27 protein-coding genes and 1 tRNA gene are annotated in these 25,088 nt (G+C 69.3%); 11 read left to right on the top strand and 17 right to left on the bottom strand.

The window, feature by feature from the left end; all coding sequences use genetic code 11:
* Window positions 1–59 precede the first annotated feature (59 nt).
* Both HH310_RS25345 and soxR read right to left on the bottom strand, forming a co-directional pair.
* Entirely contained in the window at window positions 60–494 is a 435-nt protein-coding gene (locus tag HH310_RS25345; protein ID WP_169178141.1) for a hypothetical protein, read from the bottom strand.
* A gap of 61 nt (window positions 495–555) precedes the next feature.
* Window positions 556–999, bottom strand: coding sequence for a redox-sensitive transcriptional activator SoxR (gene soxR / locus HH310_RS25350; RefSeq protein ID WP_169178142.1), 444 nt, complete (start codon window positions 997–999; stop codon window positions 556–558).
* 48 nt (window positions 1,000–1,047) lie between these two features.
* On the opposite strand from soxR, the gene HH310_RS25355 reads away from it, so the two are divergent.
* Window positions 1,048–1,728, top strand: a complete 681-nt coding sequence (locus HH310_RS25355; protein WP_169178143.1) for a transketolase — start codon at window positions 1,048–1,050, stop codon at window positions 1,726–1,728.
* Entirely contained in the window at window positions 1,728–2,597 is an 870-nt protein-coding gene (locus HH310_RS25360) for a transketolase family protein (RefSeq protein WP_169178189.1), read from the top strand. Before HH310_RS25355 ends, HH310_RS25360 begins: the two co-directional genes overlap by 1 nt.
* Here the strand turns inward: HH310_RS25360 and HH310_RS25365 are convergent.
* Window positions 2,594–3,028 (bottom strand): hypothetical protein, encoded by a 435-nt coding sequence (locus HH310_RS25365; RefSeq protein ID WP_169178144.1) that lies wholly within the window; start codon window positions 3,026–3,028, stop codon window positions 2,594–2,596. The genes HH310_RS25360 and HH310_RS25365 overlap by 4 nt on opposite strands.
* Before the next feature lie 30 nt (window positions 3,029–3,058).
* Window positions 3,059–4,189 (bottom strand): acetyl-CoA C-acyltransferase, encoded by a 1,131-nt coding sequence (locus HH310_RS25370; protein WP_169178145.1) that lies wholly within the window; start codon window positions 4,187–4,189, stop codon window positions 3,059–3,061.
* Window positions 4,190–4,224: 35 nt separating this feature from the next.
* Here HH310_RS25370 and HH310_RS25375 point away from each other — a divergent pair, with 35 nt between their 5' ends.
* A complete protein-coding gene (locus HH310_RS25375; protein ID WP_169178146.1) occupies window positions 4,225–4,635 on the top strand; it encodes a PH domain-containing protein in 411 nt (136 codons plus the stop codon).
* Here the strand turns inward: HH310_RS25375 and HH310_RS25380 are convergent.
* Window positions 4,632–5,543 carry a rhomboid family intramembrane serine protease gene (locus HH310_RS25380; protein ID WP_169178147.1) on the bottom strand — a complete coding sequence of 304 codons (912 nt, stop codon included), beginning with the start codon at window positions 5,541–5,543 and terminating at the stop codon, window positions 4,632–4,634. The two genes, HH310_RS25375 and HH310_RS25380, sit on opposite strands and share 4 nt — an antisense overlap.
* A gap of 15 nt (window positions 5,544–5,558) precedes the next feature.
* Window positions 5,559–6,089 (bottom strand): peptidylprolyl isomerase, encoded by a 531-nt coding sequence (locus HH310_RS25385; protein ID WP_169178148.1) that lies wholly within the window; start codon window positions 6,087–6,089, stop codon window positions 5,559–5,561.
* Between the two features lie 161 nt (window positions 6,090–6,250).
* Here HH310_RS25385 and HH310_RS25390 point away from each other — a divergent pair, with 161 nt between their 5' ends.
* Complete coding sequence (locus tag HH310_RS25390; protein ID WP_312034307.1) at window positions 6,251–6,841, top strand: hypothetical protein; 591 nt, start codon at window positions 6,251–6,253, stop codon at window positions 6,839–6,841.
* A gap of 47 nt (window positions 6,842–6,888) precedes the next feature.
* Here the strand turns inward: HH310_RS25390 and eccB are convergent, their stop codons facing one another.
* The 3 genes from eccB to HH310_RS25405 are packed head-to-tail and all read right to left on the bottom strand — an operon-like array spanning window position 6,889 to window position 10,643.
* A complete protein-coding gene (eccB, locus tag HH310_RS25395; RefSeq protein ID WP_169178149.1) occupies window positions 6,889–8,274 on the bottom strand; it encodes a type VII secretion protein EccB in 1,386 nt (461 codons plus the stop codon).
* A 31-nt stretch (window positions 8,275–8,305) separates the two neighbouring features.
* The gene (locus HH310_RS25400) at window positions 8,306–9,523 is read right to left on the bottom strand and encodes a magnesium and cobalt transport protein CorA (RefSeq protein ID WP_396027542.1); all 1,218 of its coding nucleotides are present in this window, start codon (window positions 9,521–9,523) and stop codon (window positions 8,306–8,308) included.
* A gap of 25 nt (window positions 9,524–9,548) precedes the next feature.
* Window positions 9,549–10,643 carry a PLP-dependent aminotransferase family protein gene (locus tag HH310_RS25405; RefSeq protein ID WP_169178151.1) on the bottom strand — a complete coding sequence of 365 codons (1,095 nt, stop codon included), beginning with the start codon at window positions 10,641–10,643 and terminating at the stop codon, window positions 9,549–9,551.
* Between the two features lie 126 nt (window positions 10,644–10,769).
* On the opposite strand from HH310_RS25405, the gene HH310_RS25410 reads away from it, so the two are divergent.
* Genes HH310_RS25410 through HH310_RS25420 form a run of 3 tightly spaced genes read left to right on the top strand, consistent with a single transcriptional unit; the run spans window position 10,770 to window position 13,283 of the window.
* The gene (locus HH310_RS25410) at window positions 10,770–11,501 is read left to right on the top strand and encodes a sugar phosphate nucleotidyltransferase (RefSeq protein WP_169178152.1); all 732 of its coding nucleotides are present in this window, start codon (window positions 10,770–10,772) and stop codon (window positions 11,499–11,501) included.
* Complete coding sequence (locus HH310_RS25415; protein ID WP_169178153.1) at window positions 11,489–12,550, top strand: iron-containing alcohol dehydrogenase family protein; 1,062 nt, start codon at window positions 11,489–11,491, stop codon at window positions 12,548–12,550. The genes HH310_RS25410 and HH310_RS25415 overlap by 13 nt, the downstream gene beginning before the upstream one ends.
* A complete protein-coding gene (locus HH310_RS25420; RefSeq protein ID WP_169178154.1) occupies window positions 12,525–13,283 on the top strand; it encodes a CDP-alcohol phosphatidyltransferase family protein in 759 nt (252 codons plus the stop codon). The genes HH310_RS25415 and HH310_RS25420 overlap by 26 nt, the downstream gene beginning before the upstream one ends.
* On the opposite strand, the gene HH310_RS25425 is transcribed toward HH310_RS25420, so the two are convergent.
* From HH310_RS25425 to HH310_RS25440, 4 genes are all read right to left on the bottom strand, one after another.
* Window positions 13,280–13,849 (bottom strand): TetR-like C-terminal domain-containing protein, encoded by a 570-nt coding sequence (locus tag HH310_RS25425; RefSeq protein WP_312034308.1) that lies wholly within the window; start codon window positions 13,847–13,849, stop codon window positions 13,280–13,282. The two genes, HH310_RS25420 and HH310_RS25425, sit on opposite strands and share 4 nt — an antisense overlap.
* A complete protein-coding gene (locus HH310_RS25430; protein ID WP_169178155.1) occupies window positions 13,842–14,678 on the bottom strand; it encodes an alpha/beta fold hydrolase in 837 nt (278 codons plus the stop codon). Before HH310_RS25430 ends, HH310_RS25425 begins: the two co-directional genes overlap by 8 nt.
* 553 nt (window positions 14,679–15,231) lie before the next feature.
* Complete coding sequence (locus HH310_RS25435; protein ID WP_312034309.1) at window positions 15,232–15,465, bottom strand: GntR family transcriptional regulator; 234 nt, start codon at window positions 15,463–15,465, stop codon at window positions 15,232–15,234.
* 285 nt (window positions 15,466–15,750) lie between these two features.
* Window positions 15,751–15,835 (bottom strand) — tRNA-Ser (locus tag HH310_RS25440).
* A 110-nt stretch (window positions 15,836–15,945) separates the two neighbouring features.
* Here HH310_RS25440 and HH310_RS25445 point away from each other — a divergent pair.
* Both HH310_RS25445 and HH310_RS44075 read left to right on the top strand, forming a co-directional pair.
* Window positions 15,946–16,908, top strand: a complete 963-nt coding sequence (locus HH310_RS25445; RefSeq protein WP_169178156.1) for an NAD(P)H-quinone oxidoreductase — start codon at window positions 15,946–15,948, stop codon at window positions 16,906–16,908.
* Window positions 16,909–17,552: 644 nt separating this feature from the next.
* Window positions 17,553–18,167 (top strand): C40 family peptidase, encoded by a 615-nt coding sequence (locus HH310_RS44075; protein ID WP_248294390.1) that lies wholly within the window; start codon window positions 17,553–17,555, stop codon window positions 18,165–18,167.
* A gap of 48 nt (window positions 18,168–18,215) precedes the next feature.
* Here the strand turns inward: HH310_RS44075 and HH310_RS25455 are convergent, their stop codons facing one another.
* The gene (locus HH310_RS25455; RefSeq protein ID WP_169178157.1) at window positions 18,216–19,421 is read right to left on the bottom strand and encodes a cell wall metabolism sensor histidine kinase WalK; all 1,206 of its coding nucleotides are present in this window, start codon (window positions 19,419–19,421) and stop codon (window positions 18,216–18,218) included.
* Window positions 19,422–19,695: 274 nt separating this feature from the next.
* On the opposite strand from HH310_RS25455, the gene HH310_RS25460 reads away from it, so the two are divergent.
* The gene (locus tag HH310_RS25460) at window positions 19,696–20,226 is read left to right on the top strand and encodes a YbhB/YbcL family Raf kinase inhibitor-like protein (RefSeq protein WP_169178158.1); all 531 of its coding nucleotides are present in this window, start codon (window positions 19,696–19,698) and stop codon (window positions 20,224–20,226) included.
* Between the two features lie 52 nt (window positions 20,227–20,278).
* Here the strand turns inward: HH310_RS25460 and HH310_RS25465 are convergent, their stop codons facing one another.
* Window positions 20,279–20,992 carry a bifunctional 2-polyprenyl-6-hydroxyphenol methylase/3-demethylubiquinol 3-O-methyltransferase UbiG gene (locus tag HH310_RS25465; RefSeq protein WP_169178159.1) on the bottom strand — a complete coding sequence of 238 codons (714 nt, stop codon included), beginning with the start codon at window positions 20,990–20,992 and terminating at the stop codon, window positions 20,279–20,281.
* A gap of 255 nt (window positions 20,993–21,247) precedes the next feature.
* Between HH310_RS25465 and HH310_RS25470 the strand changes: the two genes are divergently transcribed.
* Window positions 21,248–23,239: a hypothetical protein gene (locus HH310_RS25470; protein ID WP_211192605.1), complete on the top strand. Its 1,992-nt coding sequence runs from the start codon at window positions 21,248–21,250 to the stop codon at window positions 23,237–23,239.
* Here the strand turns inward: HH310_RS25470 and HH310_RS25475 are convergent.
* Both HH310_RS25475 and HH310_RS25480 read right to left on the bottom strand, forming a co-directional pair.
* The gene (locus HH310_RS25475) at window positions 23,227–23,916 is read right to left on the bottom strand and encodes a TMEM175 family protein (RefSeq protein WP_169178160.1); all 690 of its coding nucleotides are present in this window, start codon (window positions 23,914–23,916) and stop codon (window positions 23,227–23,229) included. The two genes, HH310_RS25470 and HH310_RS25475, sit on opposite strands and share 13 nt — an antisense overlap.
* 164 nt (window positions 23,917–24,080) lie before the next feature.
* Window positions 24,081–24,797 carry an IucA/IucC family C-terminal-domain containing protein gene (locus tag HH310_RS25480; RefSeq protein WP_169178195.1) on the bottom strand — a complete coding sequence of 239 codons (717 nt, stop codon included), beginning with the start codon at window positions 24,795–24,797 and terminating at the stop codon, window positions 24,081–24,083.
* Window positions 24,798–25,088 lie beyond the last annotated feature (291 nt).

The raw sequence follows: 25,088 nt of genomic DNA on the forward strand, positions 1-25,088 counted from the left end.
TGTCCGTCTGGCCGACAGGGAGTAGATCTTCGCGGAGTACCCGGGATGGCTGCCGGGGATCAGCGTCGCGGCGCGCGGCGAGTGAGTATTCCGGCCACCACCACGGCTGGGAGGGCGTCGGCCACGGCGACGGCTGCGCCTGCCGTCTGCAGGACCCCGGAGAGGGCTGCGAAGCCGAGGGTCAGGGCCAGCACCGGCAGGGCGATGATGACGCAGGGGAGTCGCAACCAGGCCAGGGCCGACGCCAGCCGCGCCAAGGTGTGGCCGGCGGTGCCGCGGGCGAGGGCCAGCAGGGCCAGCACCAGGATCAGGACGCCCAGCGCGGCCGACGCGCCGACCAGGAGGAACGTCGCGGCCTCCACGGTGGTCAGATGGCCCTGGCGGCGGGCGTTGGCCACCACCAAGCCGATCCCGGCCAGCGCGCCGTCGGTCAACGCCAGGATGCCGGTGAGCAACGCCAAGGGCAGCGGGTCAGGCTGGGGCGGGCTCGGCATTCATCACGACCTTCGCGGCGGCTGTCGAGACTTTCTCAAGCATCGATGTCGCCGCGCAACCTCAGTCGTCCGGTGGGTTGAGGATCATCTGCGGGCCCTGGCCGCGGGCGGCCAGCCGATCCGACGGGTTGATCAGCTGGCAGCGTTGCATCGACAGGCAGCCGCAGCCGATGCAGCCGGCTAACTGGTCGCGCAGGCGTTCCATCAGCGTGATCCGCTCGTCGAGCTTGTGCCGCCAGCGCCCGGACAGGCGCGCCCAGTCCGCCTTGGTCGGGGTGCGGTTCTCCGGAAGCTCGGCCAGCGCCTCGCGTATCTCGTCGAGCGACACACCCACCTGCTGGGCGATCCGGATGAAGGCGACCCGGCGCAGCTCCGATCGACGGTACCGGCGCTGGTTGCCGGACGTGCGCGTGGAGCGGATCAGACCCTCGCGCTCGTAGTACCGCAGCGCCGACGCGGCGACCCCGCTGCGGGCCGCGAAATCACCGATCGCGAGTGTTTCCATCGATCCAACCCTTGAGTTGAAGTGAACTTCAAGTTGCAGCCTATCCCCATGACTGTTGCTTACGCTCACCCGCTGGAACACCTGATCAAGCGATTGACCGGCGACGAGAAACACGCGCCCAGCGCCCACTCGACGCTCGATGTCCTCTGGGTCCTGTACGACAAGATTCTGCGCATCTCGCCCGAGACGGTAGACGCCCCGGACCGCGACCGCTTCCTGTTATCCAAGGGCCACGGGCCCGCCGCGTACTACGCCGTCCTGGCCGCCAAGGGCTTCATCCCGGAGTCCTGGCTCGACGACCTGGGCAGTTGGGACAGTCCGCTCGGCCACCACCCGGACCGGGTGCGCATTCCGGGCGTCGAAATAGGCACCGGTTCGCTCGGGCACGGCCTGGGCATCGGCGTCGGCGTCGCGCTCGGCCTGCGCGCGCAAGGCTTCCCGGACGCGCGCACATTCGTCCTGCTGGGTGACGCTGAACTGGATGAAGGATCAAACCACGAGGCCATCGCGTACGCCTCGGCGATCCGGCTGCCGCTGACCGCCATCGTGATCGACAACCAGTCCGCGACGCACGGGTGGCCGGGCGGGATCGCGGCACGCTTCCCGGGCTGGGCCAGTGCGGTGGTGGACGGCCGGGACCGCGTACGGCTGCAGCAAGCTCTTGACCGTCGGGAAGCGCCCGGCCTGGTCGTGGCGCGCGTCGAGCCGAAGCGGGGTGGAGGGCGATGATGCGGGACACGTTCGTCAAGACGACCACCGAACTGCTCGATGACGATCCGCGTACGGCGTTGGTGCTCGCCGACATCTCGGCCGATGCGTTCGGGCCGGCCATGCGACGGCACCCCGACCGGGTGCTCAACGTGGGCATCCGGGAACAGCTGATGATCGGCGTCGCGGGCGGGCTCGCGCTGACCGGCATGCGGCCGTACGTGCATTCGTACGCCCCGTTCGTGGTGGACCGCGCGTACGAGCAGATCAAGCTGGACCTCGGTCACCAGGACGCGGGGGCGGTGCTGGTGAGCATCGGCGCGTCCTACGACGGGTCGGCCGAGGGGTACACCCATCAGTCGCCGGGTGATGTGGCGCTGCTGGACACATTGGAGTGCTGGACCGTGCACGTTCCCGGGCACCGTGACGAGGTCGGGCCGATGCTGCGCGACGCCGCCCGGCACGACGACCGCGTCTACATTCGACTGACGGTGCAGGAGAACGAGATTCCGCACATCGGGGGACCCACGTTGCAGGTCATCCGGCGCGGTGGGCCGCTCGTGGTGGCGGTGGGGCCGATGCTGGATCCGGTCGTCGAGGCGACGCGCGGCATGGACGTCACCGTGGCGTACACGAACGCGCCCCGGCCGTTGGACGCGGAAGGCCTGCGCCTGCTCGCCGGCGGTGAGGTGGTCATGGTGGAGCCCTACCTCGCCGGGACGTCGGCCCGGCAGGTCAGCGAGGCGCTGTCAGGCGTGCCGCATCGCGCGCTGCACCTGGGCGTCGGCCATCACGAGATCCGCCGGTACGGCAGTTGGCAGGACCACGCGAAGGCGCACGGCCTGGACGCAGCAGGCATAAAAGCAAAAATCCAGAAATTTCTGGATTAGATCGTGGCGGTGCGCGAGCGGAACACCTGCGACAGGAGCTGGTCGAGATGCCCCACGGCCTCCGGCTCGCCCAGTCGCAGGCGGAAGCGCTCGCGCACCCCGTCGACCGCGGTCGCCGCGACCTCCATGGCGGAGCGGCCCAGCTCGGCGTTCCACGTGACGTTGCTCAGATGTCGCAGGTTGGCGTTGAGATGCAGCCGCAACCGATGCAGCACCCGGGTCTCCTGCGTGACCACGAGCCGCCGGTAGGTCAGCACCATCATGAACTCGCCGGACATCGGAGCGTCCGGCCGCAGGCAACGACGGACCAGCACGGTCGTGTCGTCCGGCTCGACGCAGCGGCGGAATATCGGCATGTGCCGGCTCACCGTCGGGATCGCGACCCCGGCCTCGGCGGCGGCGGGAAGGAACGTACGGGAGAACACGTCCATACGGCGTTCAACGGCGAGACGTCCAGGAGGTTACAGGAGCTCGACAATCGTGGCATTGGCCATCCCGCCGCCCTCGCACATGGTCTGCAGGCCATAACGGATGCCGTGCTGTCGCATGTGGTGCAGCATCGTCGTCATGATCCGCGCGCCGGATGCCCCGAGCGGGTGACCCAGCGCGATCGCCCCGCCGCGCGGGTTCAGCCGGTCGGGGTCGGCGCCGGTTTCGGCGAGCCAGGCCAGCGGCACCGGCGCGAACGCCTCGTTCACCTCGTACACCCCGATGTCGTCGAGGGTGAGACCCGACTTGGCCAGCGCCTTCGCGGTGGCCGGCAGCGGCGCGGTCAGCATGATCACCGGGTCGTCGGCCGCGACCACCGCGGTGTGCACCCGGGCCAGCGGACGTAACCCGTGCTCGGCCGCCCACGCCGAGGTGGTCACCGCGAGCGCGGCGGCGCCGTCCGAGATCTGCGACGCCGAGCCGGCCGTGACCACCCCGTCCGCGCGGAACGGCGTCTTCAGACCGCCCAATTTTTCCAACGACGTGTCCCGCCGTACGCCCTCGTCAAGCTTCACGCCGTCCAACGGCTCGATCTCCGCGTCGAACTCGCCGGCGTCCTGAGCCCGGGCCGCGGCCGCGTGGCTGCCCAGTGCGTACTCGTCGAGCCGCGCGCGGGAGAAGCCCCACCGCTCGGCGACCATCTCCGCGCCGACACCCTGGTTGAACCCGTCCACGCCGTACCGCGCACGCACCGCCGGGCCGTACGGGTCGGCGCCCGCCGCGCTCGACCCCATCGGCACCCGGGTCATCGACTCGACCCCACCGGCCACCACGAGATCGGCCTGCCCGGAGATCACCGTCGCCGCCGCGAAATGCAGCGCCTGCTGGCTCGATCCGCACTGGCGGTCCAGCGTCGTGCCGGGCACCGTGTCCGGCCAGCCGGCCGCGAGGACCGCGTTGCGCCCGGCGTTCCACGACTGCTCGGCGACCTGCGAGACGCAGCCCCAGACCACGTCCTCCACGTCGGCCGGATCGAAACCGGTGCGCTCGGCCAGGGCGCGCAGCACGTGCGCGGAGAGATCGACCGGATGCACGCCGGCGAGACCGCCACCGCGACGCCCGACCGGAGTACGAACCGCGCCGACGATCACCGCATCACGCATATGTCGACCGTAACGTGCGCTGCCATAGTGAAGGAATGCAGTGGCGTATCAGACCGGCCCTGCCGGTCGGCAAGCTTGTCGGTGCCGTCGCGGTTCTCGCGCTGGCGGTCGCGTTCGCCGGTGACGACCCGGTCCGCTGGGTGATCGCCGGGGCGGTGGCGGTCGTGCTCGCGATCTGGGCGGCGCGCGACCTGATCGCTCCGGTCCGGCTGGCCGCCGACACCGACGGCGTCACCGTGCTCACCGGCTTCCTGGGCCGGCGCCGGCTGACCTGGTCCGAGATCGAGCGGGTACGCGTCGACCGGCGCTCCCATCGCGGCCTGCGCAGCGAGATATTGGAGCTGGACGCGGGCGAGGCGCTCTATCTGTTCACCGCGAACGATCTGGGCGGCGCGCCCCCGGAGGACGTGGCCGCCACGCTGGCCGACCTGCGGGTCACCCGCTAGGAGAGCAGCTGCTGGGTGCGCACGATTGCGATGATCACGAGCACGACCAGGACGGCGGCGGCCCCACCCCACTGGATCACGTTGCGGTTCTGCCGGGGGGCGTACGCCATCAGGGCCGCGACGATGCCGCCCACCAGGAGCCCGCCGATGTGACCGGGGATCGAGATGCCCCGGACGGTGAACGTGAACAGCAGGTTCACCACGATCAGCGGGATCAGCGTGCTGGTGTCCAGCCGCAGCTTCCGGTTCACCACGAACACCGCGAGGATCAGCCCGAACACCGCTGTCGAGGCGCCGGCCGTCGACTGGTTCTGCGGCGAGAAGACGTACGCCGCGACGTTGCCGCCGAGGCCCGCGAGCAGGTAGATGGCGAGGAACCGCAGCGGGCCCAGCTTGTCCTCGAGGTATCGGCCGAGCTGCCACAGCAAGATCATGTTGAGCAGCAGGTGCAGCGCGCCGTAGTGCAGGAACATGGCGGTGACCAGGCGGTACCACTCGCCGGCCGCGACGCCGTGGGCCGGGCCGCCGGGCACGTACGACGCGTAGCCCAGCACCGAACCCCACTGGGTGAGCGGGGTCGACGAGCCCATCAGGCCGCCGAAGCCGCCGCCGCCCGCGATGGCCCGGCTGCCGCCGGTGATCACCGAGATGACCAGGAACAGCACATTGATCCCGATCAGGGCGCGCGTCGCGTACCCGGCGCGGCCGACTAACGTGCCGCCGAAGGCGGTGCGGGCCTGCCGCACGGTGCGCCGGCCCTCGGAGACGCACTCCGGGCATTGATGGCCGACGGACGCCACGTGCATGCAGTCCGTGCAGATCGGCCGGTCACATCGGGTGCACCGGACGGAGGTCTCCCGCGACGGATGGCGATAGCAGACCGGAGCCGTCGAGGGAGCCTCACTCATACCTAATACGGTACGTCAGTCGTTCACGCGGTCGATTTCCACGCGCTCGATCACGACGTCCTCGCGCGGCCGGTCGCCGGGGCCGGTCGCCGTGTTGGCGATCGAGTCGACAACCTTCGCCGACTCCTCGTCCGCGACCTGACCGAAGATCGTGTGGCGACGGTTCAGGTGCGGGGTCGGGGCGACCGTGATGAAGAACTGCGAGCCGTTCGTGCCCGGCCCGGCGTTCGCCATGGCCAGCAGGTACGGCCGGTCGAACTGCAGCTGCGGGTGGAACTCGTCGGCGAACTGGAAGCCCGGTCCGCCCCGGCCGGTGCCGGTCGGGTCACCCAGCTGAATCATGAAACCGGCGATGACCCGGTGCGAGATCGTGCCGTCGTAGTACGGCCCGCTGCCCTTCTGCCCGGTGCGCGGGTCGGTGTACTCCTTCGTGCCCTCCGCAAGCTCCACGAAGTTGCGCACGGTCGCCGGGGCGTGGTCCGGGAACAGCTGCAGCCGGATCGGGCCGTGGTTGGTGTGCAGGGTGGCGTAAAGCTTCTCGGCCACGGGTACTCCTTCGGTGTCGTGGTCGCCGGCCGGGTACGACTCGGCCGACGATTGGACAGTTCTTTGCAATTCGGATCCTCCCCCATGTGCCAGATCCGGCAGCGCGGGGGTACCAGTTGAGGGCACGATGATGGTGGAGAGACCACAGGAGGTGGGCACTGGTGTTCGCAACGATGCGTCGCAAGAGCCGTAACCGGCGAATGAAGAACGAGTTCGGGCAGAGCATGGACCACTTCAAGCGCGCGGCGTCGCTCGCGGCGCAGGAGACAGGCGCGACAGTCGGGCCCAAGCTGAACGCTGCCAAGGACCGTGTGCAACCGGCCGCGACGGCCGCCAAGGGGGCCGCTTCGAGCGGTTGGGACAGCGCTGTCGCCACACTCACACCGCTGGTCGCCGCGGCCACCGAGCAGGTGAAGCAGACCGGCAGCAAGGTGTCCGGCACGCAGTCGCGCAAGACCACCAAGGAGAACAAGAAGAGCGCCCGCAAGCTGGAAAAACGGGCTAACAAGGCGCTCAACCGCAAGTCGGGCCGCAGCAAATCCAAGCTTTTCGGGTACGCCCTGCTGGGTACCGCGATCGGCGTCGGCGCGGCATATGCGGCGAAGCGCCGTAAGGCCGCTCAATGGGACGAGTACGACCCCGCCGCGCCGATCTCCACGGCACCGGCCGGGGCGGACGACGCCGCCTTCGAGCCGGACGGGACGTCGCCCAACGGCACCACGTCGGACCCGGCCAAGCAGTCCCCCCGATAGCGTTTCCGTGGTCGTACGGGCGGTCCCAGGCGGGCCCGCCCGTACGGCTATTGGGGGTTCGTCTGTCGTGCCCGCGCCGGGTCCAGCGCCGGGCCGAGCGGCAGCAGCGAGATCAGCGGCGCCGGGATCTGCCGGGGCCGCACGTCGCCGTATCCCAGCTTCGTCAGCAAAGCGCGGCTGGCCAGCGGATACTGCAGGCCGGTGTCGGTGACCAGGCTGACCGTCCCGCTCCCGGCCGGGGTGCTCGGTGAGGCGGCCACGACCGCCAGCGCCCCCCGGCCGCGCGCCACGTGCACCTGATCGGCCAGCACCGCCCCGGGCGCCGCGTCCGCCCCGGTCACGCCGACGCCGGCCGGCACGGCCGGGTCGATCCGGATGCCGTCACCGTTCCTCGGGTCCACCGGCAGGGTGAGGCAGGCCCGCACCGGGGTCCGGTCGAGCAGCGGCGGCACCGTGGCGGGCAGCGCGTCCGGCCGGCCCTTGTCGCTGATCACCGTGCGGGATTGCCGCAGCCGCAGGAAGTCCGCGCCGATGTCGAGCGGCCGCGCCGCGCCCGGTACCGCCTGCATCAGCAGCGCCTGCACGTCGGTGAGCGCGGCCGCGCCGTCGGCGAGGATCACCGCGACCTGCCGGCCGTCGGTGACCAGCTGACCGACCTCGAAGTCGCCCAGCGCCGAGCGGCCGCCGCTCGCCGGCAGGTCGGGCGCGGCGAGATCGGGGCCGGGCGGCACCGCGTTGATCCACGCCAGCGACACCGGCCACGGCTGTTGATCGGCCCACCGCAGCACGCGCAGCGTGGCGATCAGGCGGGACCCCGGGATCGCGAAGCGCCGGTTGTCGAAGACGAGATAGACCTGCTGCTCGGGGTCGCGGACCAGGAACCCGCGGCCGGCCCGGGACAGCACCGTGCCGTCGGCGAGGCGGTCACCGACCAGCAGCGTGCTGCGCGGGTTCTCGCCCTGGTTGTCGTTGCAGACCGACCAGCGGTCGACGATCAGCGAGCCGGGCCGGGGCAGCGAGTCGGGCGCGTCCGGGATGCCGACCGGGTCGCCGAGCGGCACCGCCGCCAGCTTCTCCGGCGAGACGCTCTTGAGCTTCGGCGACTGGGCCGCGGCGAGCAGCAGGCCGGATGCGTAGTTCAGCACCGGGTGCAACTTCTGGTCCGAGTCGAGGTAGACGAACCGGGCGCCGGTGCCCTTCTCCTGGAACACCACGTTGGGGTCGCGGGGTTCGACGTTGCCGTTGCCGGTGATCAGCCCGTAGACCGCCGCGGCGCCCACCGCGAGGCTCGCGATCAGCAGGCTGACCAGGGCGGTCATGCCCGCTCGGCGCAGCGGCGAGCGGGCCGGGTCGGGGTCGTGCGTGACCAGCGCGGCCACTACCCGCTGAAGCGAGTACTGGTACGAATGCAGCTGGTCCTGACGCGACGGCATTCCGTCACGATAGGGGCCACTGTCGATGTCGCTAGAGCCAGCCGTTGCGCCGGAACGCGCGGTAGAGCAGCACCGTCACCAGCAGGATGATCGTCCACCACGCCGGATAGCTGTAGAGCCAGTCGAGCTCCGGCATGTGCTTGAAGTTCATGCCCTCGATGCCGGCGCCGGCCGCCCACACGGTCGCGATGCCGGCCCACGCGGCGATCTTGCGCATGTCGTTGTTCTGATCGACGGTGACCTGGGCCAGCCGTGCCTGCAGGATCGAGTTCAGCAGATCGTCGTAGGAGGCGACCTGCTCGACCGTACGGGTGAGGTGGTCCTGGACGTCCCGGAAGTACCGGCCGATCTTCTTCGGCGTGATCGCGACGATGGTGGCGATCGGCCGCTGCAGCGGGCCCACCGCCCGGCGGAACTCCACCAGCTCCCGCTTCATCTGGTAGACCGCCTGGATCGGGCTCGCGTTCTTGCCGTTGCTGAAGACGCCCTCCTCGATCACCTCGAGATCGGCCTCGACCTGCTCGGCCACCGCGAGGTAGTGGTCCACCACCCGGTCGGTCACCGCGTACGCCACCGCCCAGGGACCCTGTTCGAGCAGGTTGGCCCGCTCGGTCTCCAGATTCGCCCGGACCGAACCGAGCTCGGAAGCGTCCCCGTGCCGCACCGTGATGACGAACTGCTCGCCCACGAAGATCATCATCTGGCCGGTCTCGACCACCTGGGACGTCTCCGTCAGCTCCCGGTGCGGCACGTACCGAGCGGTACGCATGACCAGGAAGTTCACCGACCCGAACTGCTCCAGCTTGGGTCGCTGCTCGGCCTTGACCGCGTCCTCCACGGCCAGCTCGTGCAGCCCGTAGATCTTGGCGACCTCGAACATCTCCTCCTCCGACGGCTCGAACAGGCCGAGCCAGACGAAGGCGTTCTCCTGCTCCGGCGAACAGGCGATCTGCAGCGCCTGGTCGGGGGTGAACGTGCCGGGCAGCCGCTGCCCGTTCGCGTACACGCCGCAGTCGACCACGGCGCTGCCGCCGACCGCCGGACGCACCGAGCCGTCCGGATTGACGCCGGGTGCACCCAGGAAGCGGTTCATCGCCCGCACGGGCGCGGAGAAGGCCCGTGACAAGGGCTTATGCCGGTTCCCGTTACCCGTTTCACGTTCGCTCATTGCAACCTCCCCACACCGGACGACGCGCCCGGTCGAGGCTACTTCACCGAGTGACGGGCCCCGGGTCGGCCGCGGAATCAGCCGCCCGGCGCCGGTCGGACGGTGCTCAGCCGCGAACGTCCGCGATCGCGTCCGCCAGGCGGCGGACACCCTCGTCGATCTGATCGTTGGTGACCGCCGAGTAGGCGAGGCGTACCGAGTGCTTGCCGCCGTCGAGCAGGAAGTCGCTGCCCTTGACGATCGCTACGCCCTTCTTCATCGCGGCCGGGAACAGCTTGTCCACATCCACGTCCGAGGGCAGGTCGACCCAGAGGAAGTACCCGCCGCTCGGCTCGGTGAACGTCGCGCCGGGGATGTGCTTGCGGAGCGACTCGGCGAGCAGCCTGACGCGTTCGGCCAGCGCGGTGCGGACCGTGGCGATCGAGCGGTCGATGTCGCCGGAGACGCAGAACTGGTGCACGATCGCCTCGGAGACCATGCCGGGCGAGATGTACAGGTTGGTGGCCTTTTTCGCGATCGCGTCGATCAGTGCGGCCGGGCCGACCAGGTAGCCCACGCGCACGCCGGGGCACACCGTCTTGGTGAAGCTGGAGGCGTGCACCACCACGTTGTCGGTGTCCATCGAGAGCATCGACGGCAGCGCCTCGCCGCTGAACCGGATGTCCGCGTACGGGTCGTCCTCGAAGATCACGAACTCGTGCTGAACGGCGAGCTCGAGCAGCGCGCGACGCTTCTCCAGCGACAGCCGGGTGCCGGCCGGGTTCTGGTAGTTCGGGATGATGTGCGCCAGCTTGGGGCGAATCCCCGACTCGAGCAGCGCGCGCAGCTCGTCGACGTCGATACCGTCCTCGCGCAGCGTGACCTGGTGCACCTTCGCACCGAGATTCTGCAGGCTCAGCAGCGTACGGTCGTACGTCGGCTTCTCCACGACCACGTCGTCGCCCGGCTTGACCAGGTGGTTGAACAGGAACGCATCCGCCTGGAGCGAGCCGTTGGTGACGATGACCTGGTCGGCGGAGACTTCGTGCTTGTCGGCGATCCACTTGCGCAGCGGGAGGTAGCCGACGGAGGTGCCGTATGCCGTCACGCCGGCGGGGTCGGCGTCGAACGCGCGCGCGGCGGCGGCCTTGAGGCCCTCGACGTCGATGATGTCGAGCGAGGGGGCGCCACGTGCGAAGGAGATGAGCTGCTCAGCGGTCATGCTCATCAGCTTACGAGCCGTCTCTATAGAATCTTCCGACGCCTCGGGTCGTCCGGCCTGTGGGACACACTCCGTTATGCTCGCCGGATCGATCCCCGACGTGCCCCTCGAACAGGAGATCTCTCCATGATCGGTTTGGTCCTCGCCGCCGGTGCCGGCCGTCGGCTGCGCCCCTACACGGACACGCTGCCCAAGGCCCTGGTCCCGGTGGACGGCGAGACCACGATCATGGATATCTCTATTCGTAACTTGGCGGCCGCCGGACTCACGGACGTCACCATCGTCGTGGGTTATTGCGCGAACGCTGTCGAGGAGCGCAAGGCGGCGTTCGAGGACAAGTACGGCGTCAAGATCAGCCTCGTCCATAACGACAAAGCCGAGGAGTGGAACAACGCCTACTCCCTCTGGCTCGCCCGTGACCACTTCGCTCAAGGAGCGTTGATGGTCAATGGCGACACCGTGCACCCGGTGAGCGTCGAGCAGACCCTCCTTGCCGATCGTGGTCCGAGCATTTTGTTGGCCATCGACAATCTGAAGAAGCTTGGTGACGAGGAGATGAAGACCGTCTTCAACGGAGATGGACAACTCACCAAGATTACGAAGCTGATGGAGCCGGCGGACGCCACCGGCGAGTACATCGGCGCCAACATCATCGAGGCCGCGGCCGCGTCCGCGCTGGCTGACGCGTTGAAGGCGACCTGGGAGCGCGATCCCTCCCGCTACTACGAGGACGGCTTCCAGGAGTACGCGAACCGCGGCGGCGAGGTGCGCCCCGCGATGATCGGCCAGGTCGATTGGGTCGAGGTCGACAACCACGAGGACTTGGCCAAGGCGCGGGAGATCGCATGCCGCTACTAGCCCGCACGGTCCAGGCGCCGCTGCACATCCTGGTGCGCCGCGGTGCCATCGCCGACCTCGGCCGCATCCTCGCCGACGGCCGCATCTCGGCCGGCGGTGACGTGGCGGTGGTGGTCGGCCCCGGGCTCGGCGAGCGGGTCGCCCGGCTGATCGGGCCGTCACTGGGCGCGGCCGACCTCTACACGACCAGCGGCGGCACCCTGGACGCCGCGATGGAGCTGGCCGGCAAGCTGCGCGCCCGCCCGTACGACGCGGTGGTCGGCATCGGCGGCGGCACCACTGTGGACACCGCCAAGTACGCGGCCGACCGCTGGGGCCTGCCGATGATCTCGGTGGCCACCAGCCTCGCGAACGACGGCATCGCCTCCCCGGTGGCCAGCCTGATCAACGACGGCATCAAGGGCTCGTACGGCGTGCACATCCCGTTCGGCGTGATCGTCGACCTGGACTTCGTCGAGATCGGGCCGGAACGCGTCAACCGCGGCGGCATCGGCGACGCGATCAGCAACATCAGCGCGCTCGCCGACTGGGAGCTGGCCCGCATGGTGCGCGACGAGCCGTTCGACGGACTCGCCGCGTCGCTGGCCCGGATGGGCGCCGAAGCGGTCCTCACGATGCCCGGTGACCTGAGCGACGACGCCTTCGCGACGGTGCTCGCCGAGGCGTTGATCTCCAGCGGCCTGGCGATGGCGGTGTGCGGCAGCAGCCGGCCGGCCAGCGGCGGCTGCCACGAGATCATGCACGCGATCGACTCGCTGTTCCCCGGCACCGCCTCGCACGGCGAGCTGGCCGGGCTCGGCGCGCTGTTCTGCACGTTCCTGCGCGGCGACGAGCGCCGTTTCGCCCAGATGGGCGAGTGCCTGCTGCGGCACCAGCTGCCCCGGCTGCCGGAGGACGTGGGACTGGACGCCGCGCAGTTCGTGGAGGCCGTCGGTTTCGCGCCGCGGACGCGTCCGGACCGGTACACGATCCTGGAGCACCTCGCGATGTCCCCGGACGACATCCACCGAAAGCTGGACGAGTATGCCGAAGCCCTCGCGAACCTCTGAACCCGATCCCGGTACCGGGTCCGTCTACGCGACCGGGCCGAGCCCGACGGCCGCCGAGTTCTACGCGGTCAACCGGGGTGGCGGGCTCTTCAGCGAGGCGATCAGCCAGCGCATCGGCGCCCGGATCGCGGTCGGCGCGCACAAGCGCCGGCTCGCGCCGTCCGTGCTGACGGTGTTCAACCTCGGTCTCGGCTGCCTGGTCTCGTGCGTGGTCATCGCGGCCGCCGGTCCGGTCGCCGAGGGCCGGGTGTGGGCCTGGCCGATCGGTTTGCTCGCGCTGATCGGGTGGCAGTTGGCGTACGCCTTCGACTGCTCGGATGGTCAGCTGGCGCGCGTCACCCGGCGGGCCAGCGCCGCGGGCGGGCGTCTGGACGTGCTCTGCGACGTGGCCGTGCAGATCTCTCTCGTGGCGGCGCTGGCGGCGACCGCGGCGGCGCAGGTGCCGGACACCCCGGCGTGGTTGCTGGCCGCGTTCGCGGGGACGTGGATGGTCAACCTGGTCACCTCGGTGATGCAGTCCGGCGACCAGGCGTCCAGCATGGTCAAGAGCCGGTCGACGCCGGTGCGGATGGTGAAGCTCGTCCGCGACTACGGTGCGGTGATCGCGCTCGCCGGGGTGGTGCTCACCATCGCGCCACAGTGGACGATCTGGTACATCGGTCTGTTCACTTTGGTCAACGCGGGTTTCCTGGCGGCCAGCGTGATGTTCTCCGCGCGCGAGGCGTTGCGTTAGCCGCCGGTGCGGCGCAGCCCCCGGTCGGCGAACGCGACCAGCCAGGCGAAGCTCTCCTCGGCGTCGTCGTCCCACTGGAAGCCGTTGGCCGCCTGCAGAGTGGCGAAGCCGTGCAGCAGGCTACGTAGCGTACGCAAGGCGTGGTTGAGGTCTTGGGGCGCGATGTCGTAGCCGTGCAGCACCGCGGCCATCGACGTGATCACCCGGGCGCCGGCGACGTCCAGCGGGTCGGCCTGGTCGCCGCCCGGCATGCCGACGGTCGCCGCGTACCGGCCCGGATGCTTGACCACGAAGTCGCGGATCGCCCGGGCCATAGCGCCCAGAGCGTCCGAACCCGACCGGCCCCCGATCGCGTCCCGGACCGCGTCGCCCAGCTCGTTGAGCGCCAGCACGGCGATCCGGCGGTTCAGGTCGGCGAGCCCGTCCACGTGCTTGTAGAGCGACGGGGTGCGGACGCCGAGCCGCTCGGCCACCAGGCCCATGCTCAGCTCGGCGAAGCCCACCTCGTCGGCCACCGCGGCGGCACAGGCCACCACGCTCGCGGCGTCCAGACCCGCCCTAGGCACGCTTGGCCTCCGCGGTCCGGCTCAGGAACGCCAGGATGAGCGCGGACGTCTCGTCCGGGTACTGCGTGTGCGGGTAGTGGCCGGCGCCCTCGATCAGCTCGAGCGTGGCGTCCGGCATCGCGGCGACGATCGCCTCGCCCTCGGCGCGCGGGTCGCCCCAGTCCGGGTCCTGCGAACCCTCGATGATCAAAGCCGGGCAGCGTACGCCGGTGAGATGCGCTCCCGCGTCGGCGGCCGAGGAGGTGCCCATCTTCTGCATGGCCTTCATCTTGGCGGGCTCGCTCATCTCGCGCCGGATGCGGTCCATCTGGGCGTCCCAGTCGGCCGGGCGGCGCCCCGGGTAGGCCACCTCCAGGTAGCTGAGCCAGGCCTTCACGCTGCCCAGCAGGCCGGTGATCAGCAGGCGGGTCATGCCCGCCCGGTAGCGCTTGACGCGCAGGTCGCTCAGCTTGATCGCCTGGTTCCGGGTGAAGGGCGCCAGTTCGACGATGCCGTTGACCAGCTCCGGCTCGGTCGCCGCGACGATAGTGGCGGCGCCACCGGAGATCGACTGCCCGACCAGCACGGCCGGCCCGCCGAGGTGGCGGATCACGGCGGCCAGGTCGCCGGCGATCGCGGTGCGGCTGTACGCCGGCCAGCCGGTGCTGGACTCGCCGCAGCCTCGCAGGTCGACGTTGGCGACCCGGTAGCCGGCCGTGACCAGCTGCGGGACCACGAAGCGGTACGACGCGCGGCTGTCACCCATGCCGTGCGCGAGCACCACGAGCGGCCCCTCGCCGGTCACCTCGTAGGCGATGGTGCCGCCGTCGACGCTCAGGAACTCGGTCATCTCTGCCTCCGTTAGCTAATCGCGTTAGCCAAAAGCTAATCCGATTAGCCAGCCGTGTCAACCGTGAGGCCGCGCCCGCTGGTGTGGCGGGGTGAGGGTGTGGGGAGTGCGGGTGCTCCGGGGGATGGAGGTCCCCACAGCTGGGGTGGCGGAGTCAGGGTGTGGGGAGTGCGGGCGCTTTGGGGGGTGGGGGTCCCCACAGCTGGGGTGGCGGAGTCAGGGTGTGGGGAGTGCGGGCGCTTTGGGGGGTGGGGGTCCCCACAGCTGGGGTGGCGGAGTCAGGGTGTGGGGAGTGCGGGCGCCCCGGGGGGTGGAGGTCCCCACAGCTGGGGTGGCGGAGTCAGGGTGTGGGGAGTGCGGGCGCTCCGGGGGGTGAAGATCCCCACGGCTCGGGTGGCGCGTGGCCGGTGTGGGGAGGGTGGGCGCTCTGGGCGTCGCGGGTTCCCACGGCTTGGGTGGCGGGGTGTGGGTGTGGGAAGCTGCGCCGTGTAGTGAGTGGGCGGGATCACCAGAGAATCGACGGAGCACAGTGGACGCTTGGAAAACGGGGTCGTTACGGCCTTTCGCGCACGAACGTGCCCCGGCCGTTTACCGCCACCACCAGGCCGCGGTCTTTTAGGACACCCAGCGCCTTTCGGGCCGTTCCCCGGGCCACACCGAACGCCGCGGCCAGCTCGTGTTCCGACGGGACGGGCCGGTTGGGGGCCAATTCACCCGAGCTGATCCGGGCCGCGATGAGATCCGCCACCTGGAGGTACAGCGGCGTCATTCCCTCGCGATCGATCACATTGGAAGGTTCCCACTTCGCCCGCCGCGCCACGGTCTCAGGTTGAGGTGTGGTGATGTGTATACAGGCGTGGTGAGGTTCGGTAGCGTGGCCCCTCGCAATGCGGTGACGTGCTGAGCGGCACGGTGCGTTGCTGAAGGGGCAGTTTCGGCCTGGGGCCCCGCGCGCTTCGGGCCGATTCTCCTGCTTACCGCTTGATCATCAAGGCCCGGACGGCAAACCCCCGGTGACTCGGAGATGAAGTCCCGGTGAGGTGCATCACCCGAGCGTGACGGCGTGAGTGTGCGGAGGGCGTGGGATTCGAACCCACGAAGAGTTTCCCCTTACCGGTTTTCAAGACCGGCGCCATCGGCCACTAGGCGAGCCCTCCCGATGTTGCCGTCCCAGTCTGCCAGACGCGCTCCCGGCCCACGCGCATGCCGGTGCGACGTCGGAATCCTCACTTCAGCAAACCGGCGGTTGCGCGTGCAAACTTGTGTCATGCACGCAATCGTTGTCGAAGACGAGAAGCTGGTCTGGCGGGATGTGCCGGACCCGACCGCCGGCCCGGGTGAAGTGGTCATCGAGGTCACCGCCGCCGCGGTCAACCGGGCCGACGTCAGCCAGCGGAAGGGCACGTACGCGCCGCCGCCCGGCGCACCGGAGTATCCGGGGCTGGAGTGCGCAGGCGTGATCAGCGCGGTCGGGGCCGGGGTCGCCGGGCACCACGTCGGCGAGCGGGTGTGCGCGCTGCTGGCCGGCGGCGGCTACGCGGAGCGCGTCGCGGTGCCGGCCGGGCAGCTGCTGCCGGTGCCCACCGGACTCTCCCTGGAGGAGTCGGCCGCGCTGCCCGAGGTCGCGTGCACGGTCTGGTCGAACGTCGTCGACAACGGCCGGCTCCGCAAGGGCGAGACGCTGCTGGTGCACGGCGGTGGCAGCGGCATCGGCACGTTCGCGATCCAGTACGGCAAGGCGCTCGGCGCCACCGTGGTCGCGACCGCTCGCAAGGAGAAGCACGACCGGCTGCACGAGCTCGGCGCGGACCTCGTCATCGATTACGCCACCGAGGATTTCGTCACGGCCACAAAGGACCACACCGGCGACGCCGGGGCGGATGTGGTGCTCGACATCATCGGCGCCAAGTACATGGCACGCAACGTCGACGTCCTCGCCCCGAACGGCCGGATCATGTCGATCGGCACGCTGGGCGGCCGGCATGCCGAGATCGATCTCGTACGCCTCCGGGACAAGCAGGGAGCGCTCTTCTCGACGTCGCTGCGGACGCGCCCGGACGCGGCCAAGGCGCGGATCGTCGAGGGCGTGCGCCGCGACGTGTGGCCGCTCGTGGCGGCCGGTGCGATCAAGCCGATCATCGACACCCGGATGCCCATGTCCGAGGCCGGCGAGGCACATCGGCTGATGGAGTCGAGCCGGCACCTGGGCAAGATCCTGCTGCTGCCCTAGCGCAAGGCCCTAGCAAGGCCGTAGCAAGGCGCTAGCAAGGCCTCAGCAAGCCGTAGCGACGCCGTAACAAGCCCCGGCGACCCGGGTGCCGTGCCGAACGTAGCACCATCGGGTGACACCCCGCCGGGTTTGCGCGAGATCGGTCCGGGGAAGACATTTCCCGGGCCGGGAAAGGCTCCCACCTGGTCATCCACCAACCAATTACGGAAATAGAAATACGCGGATCGACACCTCAAACTCGATTCTTTTCCACGATTGGTCATGGGTGAATGTCTGAAATCGCCCGCGGAACATTCCGGAAGTGTGTTGGCATGGTCGACGGAAATAACGAGTTGTCCGGGTTCCCATTGCCGCGCATTCTCTGGCGGTAGGGCGCGGCCTGCGGTTATGGGCCACGTCGGCGGGATTCGCGCGAGTGCCCCGGGCCGATATCGGAGGCAACACTGCATCGTCCGTCCCCGAGCCGGGCGCTCACCGCCGGTGCTATCGCGCTGGCCGCCATCGCGCCGGCGTTCGACGCTACCGAGCACGCCCAGGCCGTCCCGGCTCCCGATCCCGCCGAAAGAGGCACCAAGGCATCGGCGCTGCAAGCGCCGGCGCTTAGGAAAATCGACCAGAATGTCGCTTTCGGTGACCGCGCCACCATGGCGCAACGCGCCTCCCGGGCCTCCGCCCGGCGCGGCAACCATCTCCGGCGGGCGAGCGAGCTGCGCACCGCCGAGCGCAAGGCCGTACGAAGGGCGGCCCGCGAGGCGACCCGCGCCAGAGCCCGTGAGGCACGCTGGGCCCGCGAGGCCCGCGCCGCGCACCGCGGGGCCACCACCCCACGGCGGGCCACGCGGCACATCATCCGACGGACCCACGTCGTCCGCTCGGTCGTCACCAGACACGCCGTGGTCAAACGGGGCCATCAGGTGGTCCGTGTGGCCAACGGCATGACGGCCGTGATCGCGTACGCGAAATCGCAGGTCGGCCGGCGCTATGTGAGCGGCGGCGAGGGCCGGGGCGGTTTCGACTGCTCGGGTCTGACCAAGCGTGCCTACGCCCAGGCCGGGGTGCGGCTGCCGCATTCGTCACGCGCCCAGGCCGCCCGCGCACGGGTCATCTCGCGGTCCAAAGCACGGCCCGGCGACCTGGTCGTCGGCAGCGGCCACGTGGGCATTTACATGGGCCGCGGCATGATGATCGACGCGGGTAACCACCGGACCGGGGTGGTCTATCGCAAGCTCTACTCGGGGCTGCGAGTGGCGCGTTTCTAGGCCGTGAATGCGAAATCAGCGAACGGAACGGAACACGGCCCACCACGATCAGCAGCGCGGCAGGGTGAGCCGGACGGTCGTCCCCACGTCCGGCTCACTCGACACGTGGATGCTGCCGTGGTGCGCCTCGATGATCGACTTGACGATCGACAGGCCCAGTCCGGGGCCGGGCACCGCCATCACGTCGGCGGCGGCACAGCGGTAGAAGCGGTCGAAGACGTGCGGCAGGTCGTCCGAGTCGATGCCGACCCCGGTGTCCGAGATGATCAGCTCGGCTTCCGGCCCGGTGTCCGAGTCGACGGTGATCTCGCCGCCCGGCTGGGTGAACTTGATCGCGTTGACCACCAGGTGGTTCAGGGCCTGGGCCAGGCGTTTCGCGTCGCCGCGGGCGGGTGCCGGGCGGGCGGTACGGTCCCACAGCGCGACCTTTTTGTGCTCGGCCAGCGGCCGGCACGCCGCGATCACCTGATGGGTCAGGTCCGCGAGGTCCAGCTCGCCCAGGTCAAGCCGCACCACGTCGTCGTTCTGGCGGGCCACCTGGAGCAATTCCTCGATGAGCCGCAGCAGCCGCTCCGAATTGCGGTCCATCACCGACAGGAACCGCCGCGAGGTGTCGCCGTCGAACTCGCCCTCCAGCAGGATCTCCAGATAGCCGCGGATGGTGGACAGCGGCGTGCGCAATTCGTGGCTGACGTTCGCCAGGAACGAGTCCTTCATCCGGTCGAGCTGCCGCAGCCGGTCGGCGATCTCCCCGGCGTGCCGGGCGTAGCGGCGTAGTTCGAGCTGGACCGCCGCGTGCCGGGCCAGGCTGCGCAGCGAACGCCGTTGCGCGCCGCTCAGCTCCCGCGGCACATGATCGACCACGCAGACCGTGCCGACCGAGTGGGTGCCGTCCAGCACGACCGGAGCGCCCGCGTAGAACCGGATCCCGCCGTTCTCGGCGGTCACCACCGGGTTGTCCGCGAATCGGGCGTCCCGCGACGCATCCGGCACCTCGAGCAGGTCGTGGCCATGGATCGCGTACGCGCAGAACGAGAGGTCCCGGGAGGTCTGCGCGATGTCCAGCCCGACCCTTGCCTTGAACCACTGGCGGTCCTCCGCGACCAGGCTGACCAGGCCCATCGGCGTACCGCAGATCTCCGACGCCAGCAGCGCGATGTCGTCGAAATCCTCTTCCGGCGGGGTGTCCAGCACCTGTGTGTCGTGCAGTGCCGCCAGCCTGGCCGGCTCATCGACCGGCAGCGGGGCTCTCATGCCAAGATTTTCGCACCGGCTCCGGTGCCGCGAGGTGGTGTTCCGGGATTCACAGCAGTCGGCACCCGCTCCAAACGGGTGCCGACTTGCTGGGTGATCGCCACCAGGCACGGGGATCTCTGCCGCACGCACCCGGTCGGATGTCAGACAGAAGCATCGCCCCCGGCGGCCGGCCCGCTACGGACGTCATGTGCGTCGCCCCGATCGGGTGAGGCGGGCTCAACAGTTAGGCTCGCGTCGATGGGGGAATCCTCGCAACGTCGCGGAGGACACGATGAGTCTTGACCGTCCCGTAGCCCCGGATCCTTACGATCTTCTCCCGCCGGTTCCGGCCTTCAGCGTGGCCAGCACCGATGTGACCGACGGGCAGCCGCTCGACGATCTGCACGCGCATCCCAGCGTCGGCGGCAAGAATCTCTCGCCGCAGCTTTCCTGGTCGGGTTTCCCGGCGGAGACCCGCGGTTTCACGGTGACCTGCTACGACCCGGACGCTCCGACCGGCAGCGGCTTCTGGCACTGGGTCGTGGTGAACCTGCCGGTCGCCGTCACCGAGCTGGCGCGCGGCGCCGACCCGCTGCCTCTCGACGCGTTCACCGTGCGCACCGACTACGGCGAGCGTGGCTACGGCGGTTCGGCGCCACCGCCCGGCGATCGCCCGCATCGGTACTTCTTCGCGGTGCACGCGATCGACGTGGACCGGCTCGACGTGAGCCCGGAGGCGACTCCCGCCTACGTCGGGTTCAACCTCGCGTTCCACACGCTCGCCCGGGCGGTGATCACCCCGACCTACCAGGTCAGGGCCTGACGGGAAAAGGCCGCCGGGTGCGAACCTGGCGGCCTTTCGCGTACGCCTGTGCTCAGCGGGGCGTGCGAGCCACGACGAACACCGACTGACCGAACGGCGGCTTCACCATGCGCTCGGCGGCCTTGGTCACCGGCAGCACGAGCGAGTCGTACACCTTGACCATCGGGCCTTCCTTCGGCGTGAGCTTGAAGACGCTCGTCGCGCCGTAGTAGCCGATCAGGCCCAGCGCGTTGGCGTAGTGCAGCTTCTCCACGGTGAGGCCGGCCTCGGCCATCGCGGTGCGCATGGACTTCTTCGTGTAGCGCCGGATGTGGCCGGTGGCGATGTCGACCTGGCTCATCGCGAACATGAACGCCGGCACGATCAGGATGATCCGGCCGCCCGGCACGACCAGGTCGGCCATGCTGCGCAGGGCGCCGACGTGGTCCTCGATGTGCTCGAGCACGTTGTAGGAGACGACCGCGCTGAACTCGCCCTGCGCGTCGGCCGCGGGCAGCAGCATCTGACGCACGTCGATGTTCGGATGATCGGCCATGCGCTCCTTGAGCTGCACGAGCCGGTCAGGGTCGGCTTCCGTCGCCGTGAACCGCGGAAGGTGCTCAGCCCACTCGATCGCGTAGTCCCCGAGACCGCTTCCGATCTCGATCGGGTTCTTCCCCAGGTACGGGAGCGCGAGCTCGACGAACCAACGGCGATGGTTCACCGCGGTCGCCAAACCCTCGAGCACTTCGGACTGGATCCGCTGGTCTCCAGTGATGTCTGCCATAAGTAAGGTTCCCTCGTCTTGCCGATCCGAGCTGACAGCGGGACCGGACGAGCTAACCATCCGGGACGCCTAACCGAAAGTTGAGCCGTGGTCGGCCGCTCATTATTTGCCTGATTGAGACATTGGCTTGCTGGGTACACCACTTGGTTGGCCCCGCATGCCGACGCCCCCTAAAACGACGTAGATATCGGCTCGATCACGCATCGGCCGCTCGTCACAACAACGTTACCAACCTCGGTTAGGGTTGCCGCTGCTATGACGATTACGGGTATTGACTCGACTGGCAAGTCGACCGGCGGCAACGTTGTCCCGCCACGACCACAGAGCGACGCCGAAGACCTGGAAGCCCAGCTGCGGACGATCCGCGCGGACGCTGCGCCGAACACGGCCACCCCGGTCATACCCGAAGTCGAGGCGGCCCCTGAGCAGCAACGCGATACCCGGCGGTGGCTTCGCGCCCGGCGCCTGATCAGTTGGCGCGACCTGCTGGCGATCGCGACATTCGTCGCTGTGGCGATCTACATCACCGCACCGTTGTGGGCCAATCTTGATCACCAACTACGCGACGATCCGCAGGACCAAGCTTTCTTTGAGTGGATGTTGGCGCATGGTGCGCGGGTGCTCACGGATGGCGCATATCCGTTCTTCTCGGATCGCATGAATTACCCCGATGGGGTGAACATGATGGCCAACACCTCGGTGTTGGCCGTTTCACTGCCGTTGACGCCGGTGACTCTGCTCTTCGGTCCGCATGTGTCGTTCAACGTATTTCTTACTCTCGCGTTGGCGCTGACCGGCATCTCGTGGTATTTCGTGCTGTCTCGACAGTTCGTACGATCGCGCCTCGCGGCTTGGGTGGGCGCACTGTTCTGCGCGTTCGCGCCCAGCATGGTGGCGCACGCCGGCGGCCATCCGAACATCGTCTCGCAGTTCCTGATCCCCCTGATCATCTGGCGTACGCTGCGGCTTCGCGATGATCGGCGGCCGATGCGCAATGGGCTGATCCTGGCCGGCCTGCTGGTTTGGCAGGCATTCATCAACCTAGAGATCTTGTTCATGACCGCCGTTGGCCTCGGCGTCTTCTGCGTCGTCATGGGGTTGACCCGGCGCAAGCGCAACCCGGGCGAGATCCGAAACTTCCTGCGCGGCTTGGCGGTGGCCGCGGCGGCCGCGGTCACGTTGCTCGCATATCCGCTGTCGGTCCAGTTCTTCGGGCCGCAGTCGTATCACGGGCTGGCGCCGTTCGTGCGCAACTTCGGTGCCGATCTCGCATCGTTCACCGCCTATTCGAGTCGATCCATCGCGGGGAATTCCGTGGTGTCCGACCGGCTGGCGCAGAATCCCGCGGAACAGAACGCATTCTTCGGCTGGGGACTGGTGGTTCTGTTCTTCGGGCTGCTGGTGTGGATGCGGCGCCGGGTGGAGGTGCTGACCCTCGGCGGGGTGGCACTGCTGTTCGCGGCGATGTCGCTCGGACCGCGAATTTACGTCAATGGGATCAACACCGGGATTCCCGGCATCTGGGCCGTACTGCACAGCGTTCCGGTGCTGAACTCGGCGGTGCCGACCCGCTGGGCGATGGCGGTCACCCCGGTCGTCGGCATCCTGCTGGCGATGGGCTGCCAGCGCGCCCGGGAGGTCATGCGAACGTCGTCGTCGGCGCGCGGCCCGGTGCGGGTCGCCACGATCACGGCGGTGGCGATGGCTCTGGTGCCGCTCGTGCCGACCCAGCTCGAGACGTCGCGGATGATCCCGACGCCCGCGTTCGTCACCTTCGGCGACTGGAAGCAGTACGCGGCCGGCGATCACACGATCGTGCCGCTGCCGACGCCGGACTCCAGCTACCCGGACCCGCTGCGGTGGAGCGCGCAGACCGGACTGGACATGCGCATCGCCGGCGCGTACGCGCTGCTGCCGAACCAGAACCCGCTCGACCCGGACGACCGCACCGCCCAGTTCTCGCCGCCGTGGCGCCCGACCAGCGGTCTGATGGCCTCGATCCGGCAGGGCAACCCCACCCCCGAGATCAATAACGTACGGCGTGAGATGACGCTTGCCGACCTGCGCTACTGGCGGGCCGGGGCGATCATCCTGGCCCCGCAGATCCGGGACATCGAGATGATGCAGACGATGACCGAACTGCTCGGCTTCGCGCCGACGTGGAAGGGCGGCGTCTGGGTCTGGGACGTGCGGCACCTGGTCGACGACCCGAACGTGGTGCTGACCGGCCCGGACTACGACAACTGACGGTCGCCCTCGCGGCGCTCGGCCTTCTGCGGCGCCGGCTCGCTCGGCTGCGGCTCCGGCTCGCGGAGCCGGGGCTCGTTCTCCCGGATCGCCCGCCCGATTCGGCGGTCCGGGACGATCCAGAGGATCGCCAGCGCCGCGAAGAAGGCCAGGCCTAGGATCGACCCGAGGTGACCGTCGCGGTCGATCGTCAGCGCGCTGAGCAGCCCGGCGGCGAGGAGCACCACCGAGGCCTTCCCCTTGGCGTCCGAGCCGATGGCGTGCCGCAGCGGCGAATCCGGGCCCTCGCTCCAGATGATCACGCGCTGCAGGACGATGTACGCCACCGCGGCGCCGAGCAGGTTGATGCCGTAGACGGCGACCGGGGTCGGGGCGAGCTTCGACTCGTCCACCCACGCGGTCGTGAACGGGAACAGCGACAGGCTGAACAGCAGGGCGAGATTCGACCACAGGATGCCGCCGTTCACCCGGCGCACCAGGTGGAACAGGTGATGGTGGTTGCTCCAGTAGATGCCGACGTAGACGAAGCTGAGCAGATACGTCAGCAGCCCGACGCCGCTGGTGTGGATCAGCTCGGCGAACGCGTGGCCCGCCGGCACCCGCAGCTCCAGCACCATGATCGTGATGATGATCGCGAACACGCCGTCGCTGAATGCTTCCAGCCTGCTGGTCCTCATCGAACTCCCCTTCCGTCGCGGTCCTGGAGCTAAGGACCGGACGGGCGGGTGAGTTGTGACCGAAGTCTCCACACTGGACAGCCCGGCTGGCCGCGTGAGGAGAGTGAGTGGCGCCTGGCCGGGCGCCGGTGGACGGGACTTTTCGAAAATCCCGTACCGGATGATTATTTGATGCAGCAGCCCCGGCAGACCTTGGGCGTGGGCAGGGTGAAGGCCAGGCAGCAGGTCTTGCGCTGGACGTCGAGCTGGCCCTGGCGGTCGTGCACGAGCTCGGTGAGGTCCTCGACGCCCAGGGCGGCCTGCAGGTCGGCGATGGTCTCGGCGGACGGGCCGGGCAGCGTGTCGGCCGAGCGCAGGACGCCGTAGGCGATGGCGGAGGCGAGCGAGCCGAGCAACAGGCGCTTGCCCAGCCGGACCCGGTCGTGGATCGCGTCGAGCAGCGGGGTGACGGTCTCGTCGAGAAGCGTGCGCCGGAGCTCGTCGAGCAGTGCCGTCTCGTCGGCGACGACCCGGACCTGGGGCAGGCCGGCGATGGCGATCGGATCGCCGGGCAGGACCGCGACCGGGATGTCGTCGCGCAGGCCCAGCGTGAGCAGCGGGCGCGCGGTGCGGAAGTGGACCAGCACGTTCGACGGGCTGAGCAGCGGAACCCGGCGCGACGACGCGTAGGCCAGCACCGCGGGCAGCGCCAGCCAGTAAGTGAACGACTTCCAGGCGAGCGCGGCGGCGGCGTGCGGCTGCGCGTTCCAGCTGCGGCGGGCGGCGTCCAGCATGACGTCGAGATTGTCGGTCGCCAGCGTTGCCGCGGGGATCCAGCCGGTCGGGTCGGAGACCAGCAGATCGGGCGCGAGGCTCGGGATCTCGGTGGTGGTGCCGAACATCGCGCGCAAGGTCGCGATCACCGGGTCCAGAGGCTTGGCGGTCGTGTGCAGCCGGGGATGCTGGAGCGTAGTCACCGAGAGTTATCCCACCGTTGCGCGAGTCGAGTGGTGGATCACCGTGTTCACCTCGTCATACCTCGCCAGCGTCGGGGTCTCTCAAGACGACCCACCGTACAACGTTAAGGCTAGCCTAACCAATCCGGGTACTCGGACGGATACCCCAGGAGAGGGTTACCTAACCCACACCGGCGGCGTTGGGGCTTTCGTCAAGGTATCTGTCGGCTACGCGCT

This window comes from Actinoplanes sp. TBRC 11911, from assembly GCF_012933445.1.
GTDB lineage: Bacteria > Actinomycetota > Actinomycetes > Mycobacteriales > Micromonosporaceae > Actinoplanes.

Bases quoted from the DNA above. Each gene is read 5' to 3' on its own strand.
- HH310_RS25375 (WP_169178146.1), top strand. From the start codon at position 4,225: ATGCAGTGGCGTATCAGACCGGCCCTGCCGGTCGGCAAGCTTGTCGGT.
- HH310_RS25345 (WP_169178141.1), bottom strand. From the start codon at position 494: ATGCCGAGCCCGCCCCAGCCTGACCCGCTGCCCTTGGCGTTGCTCACC.
- HH310_RS25360 (WP_169178189.1), top strand. From the start codon at position 1,728: ATGCGGGACACGTTCGTCAAGACGACCACCGAACTGCTCGATGACGAT.
- HH310_RS25420 (WP_169178154.1), top strand. From the start codon at position 12,525: ATGCCGAAGCCCTCGCGAACCTCTGAACCCGATCCCGGTACCGGGTCC.
- HH310_RS25460 (WP_169178158.1), top strand. From the start codon at position 19,696: ATGAGTCTTGACCGTCCCGTAGCCCCGGATCCTTACGATCTTCTCCCG.
- soxR (WP_169178142.1), bottom strand. From the start codon at position 999: ATGGAAACACTCGCGATCGGTGATTTCGCGGCCCGCAGCGGGGTCGCC.
- HH310_RS25380 (WP_169178147.1), bottom strand. From the start codon at position 5,543: ATGAGTGAGGCTCCCTCGACGGCTCCGGTCTGCTATCGCCATCCGTCG.
- eccB (WP_169178149.1), bottom strand. From the start codon at position 8,274: ATGCCGTCGCGTCAGGACCAGCTGCATTCGTACCAGTACTCGCTTCAG.
- HH310_RS25405 (WP_169178151.1), bottom strand. From the start codon at position 10,643: ATGACCGCTGAGCAGCTCATCTCCTTCGCACGTGGCGCCCCCTCGCTC.
- HH310_RS25465 (WP_169178159.1), bottom strand. From the start codon at position 20,992: ATGGCAGACATCACTGGAGACCAGCGGATCCAGTCCGAAGTGCTCGAG.
- HH310_RS25470 (WP_211192605.1), top strand. From the start codon at position 21,248: ATGACGATTACGGGTATTGACTCGACTGGCAAGTCGACCGGCGGCAAC.
- HH310_RS25430 (WP_169178155.1), bottom strand. From the start codon at position 14,678: ATGACCGAGTTCCTGAGCGTCGACGGCGGCACCATCGCCTACGAGGTG.
- HH310_RS25480 (WP_169178195.1), bottom strand. From the start codon at position 24,797: ATGTTCGGCACCACCACCGAGATCCCGAGCCTCGCGCCCGATCTGCTG.
- HH310_RS25415 (WP_169178153.1), top strand. From the start codon at position 11,489: ATGCCGCTACTAGCCCGCACGGTCCAGGCGCCGCTGCACATCCTGGTG.
- HH310_RS25355 (WP_169178143.1), top strand. From the start codon at position 1,048: ATGACTGTTGCTTACGCTCACCCGCTGGAACACCTGATCAAGCGATTG.
- HH310_RS44075 (WP_248294390.1), top strand. From the start codon at position 17,553: ATGGCGCAACGCGCCTCCCGGGCCTCCGCCCGGCGCGGCAACCATCTC.
- HH310_RS25370 (WP_169178145.1), bottom strand. From the start codon at position 4,189: ATGCGTGATGCGGTGATCGTCGGCGCGGTTCGTACTCCGGTCGGGCGT.
- HH310_RS25410 (WP_169178152.1), top strand. From the start codon at position 10,770: ATGATCGGTTTGGTCCTCGCCGCCGGTGCCGGCCGTCGGCTGCGCCCC.
- HH310_RS25445 (WP_169178156.1), top strand. From the start codon at position 15,946: ATGCACGCAATCGTTGTCGAAGACGAGAAGCTGGTCTGGCGGGATGTG.
- HH310_RS25365 (WP_169178144.1), bottom strand. From the start codon at position 3,028: ATGGACGTGTTCTCCCGTACGTTCCTTCCCGCCGCCGCCGAGGCCGGG.
- HH310_RS25455 (WP_169178157.1), bottom strand. From the start codon at position 19,421: ATGAGAGCCCCGCTGCCGGTCGATGAGCCGGCCAGGCTGGCGGCACTG.
- HH310_RS25475 (WP_169178160.1), bottom strand. From the start codon at position 23,916: ATGAGGACCAGCAGGCTGGAAGCATTCAGCGACGGCGTGTTCGCGATC.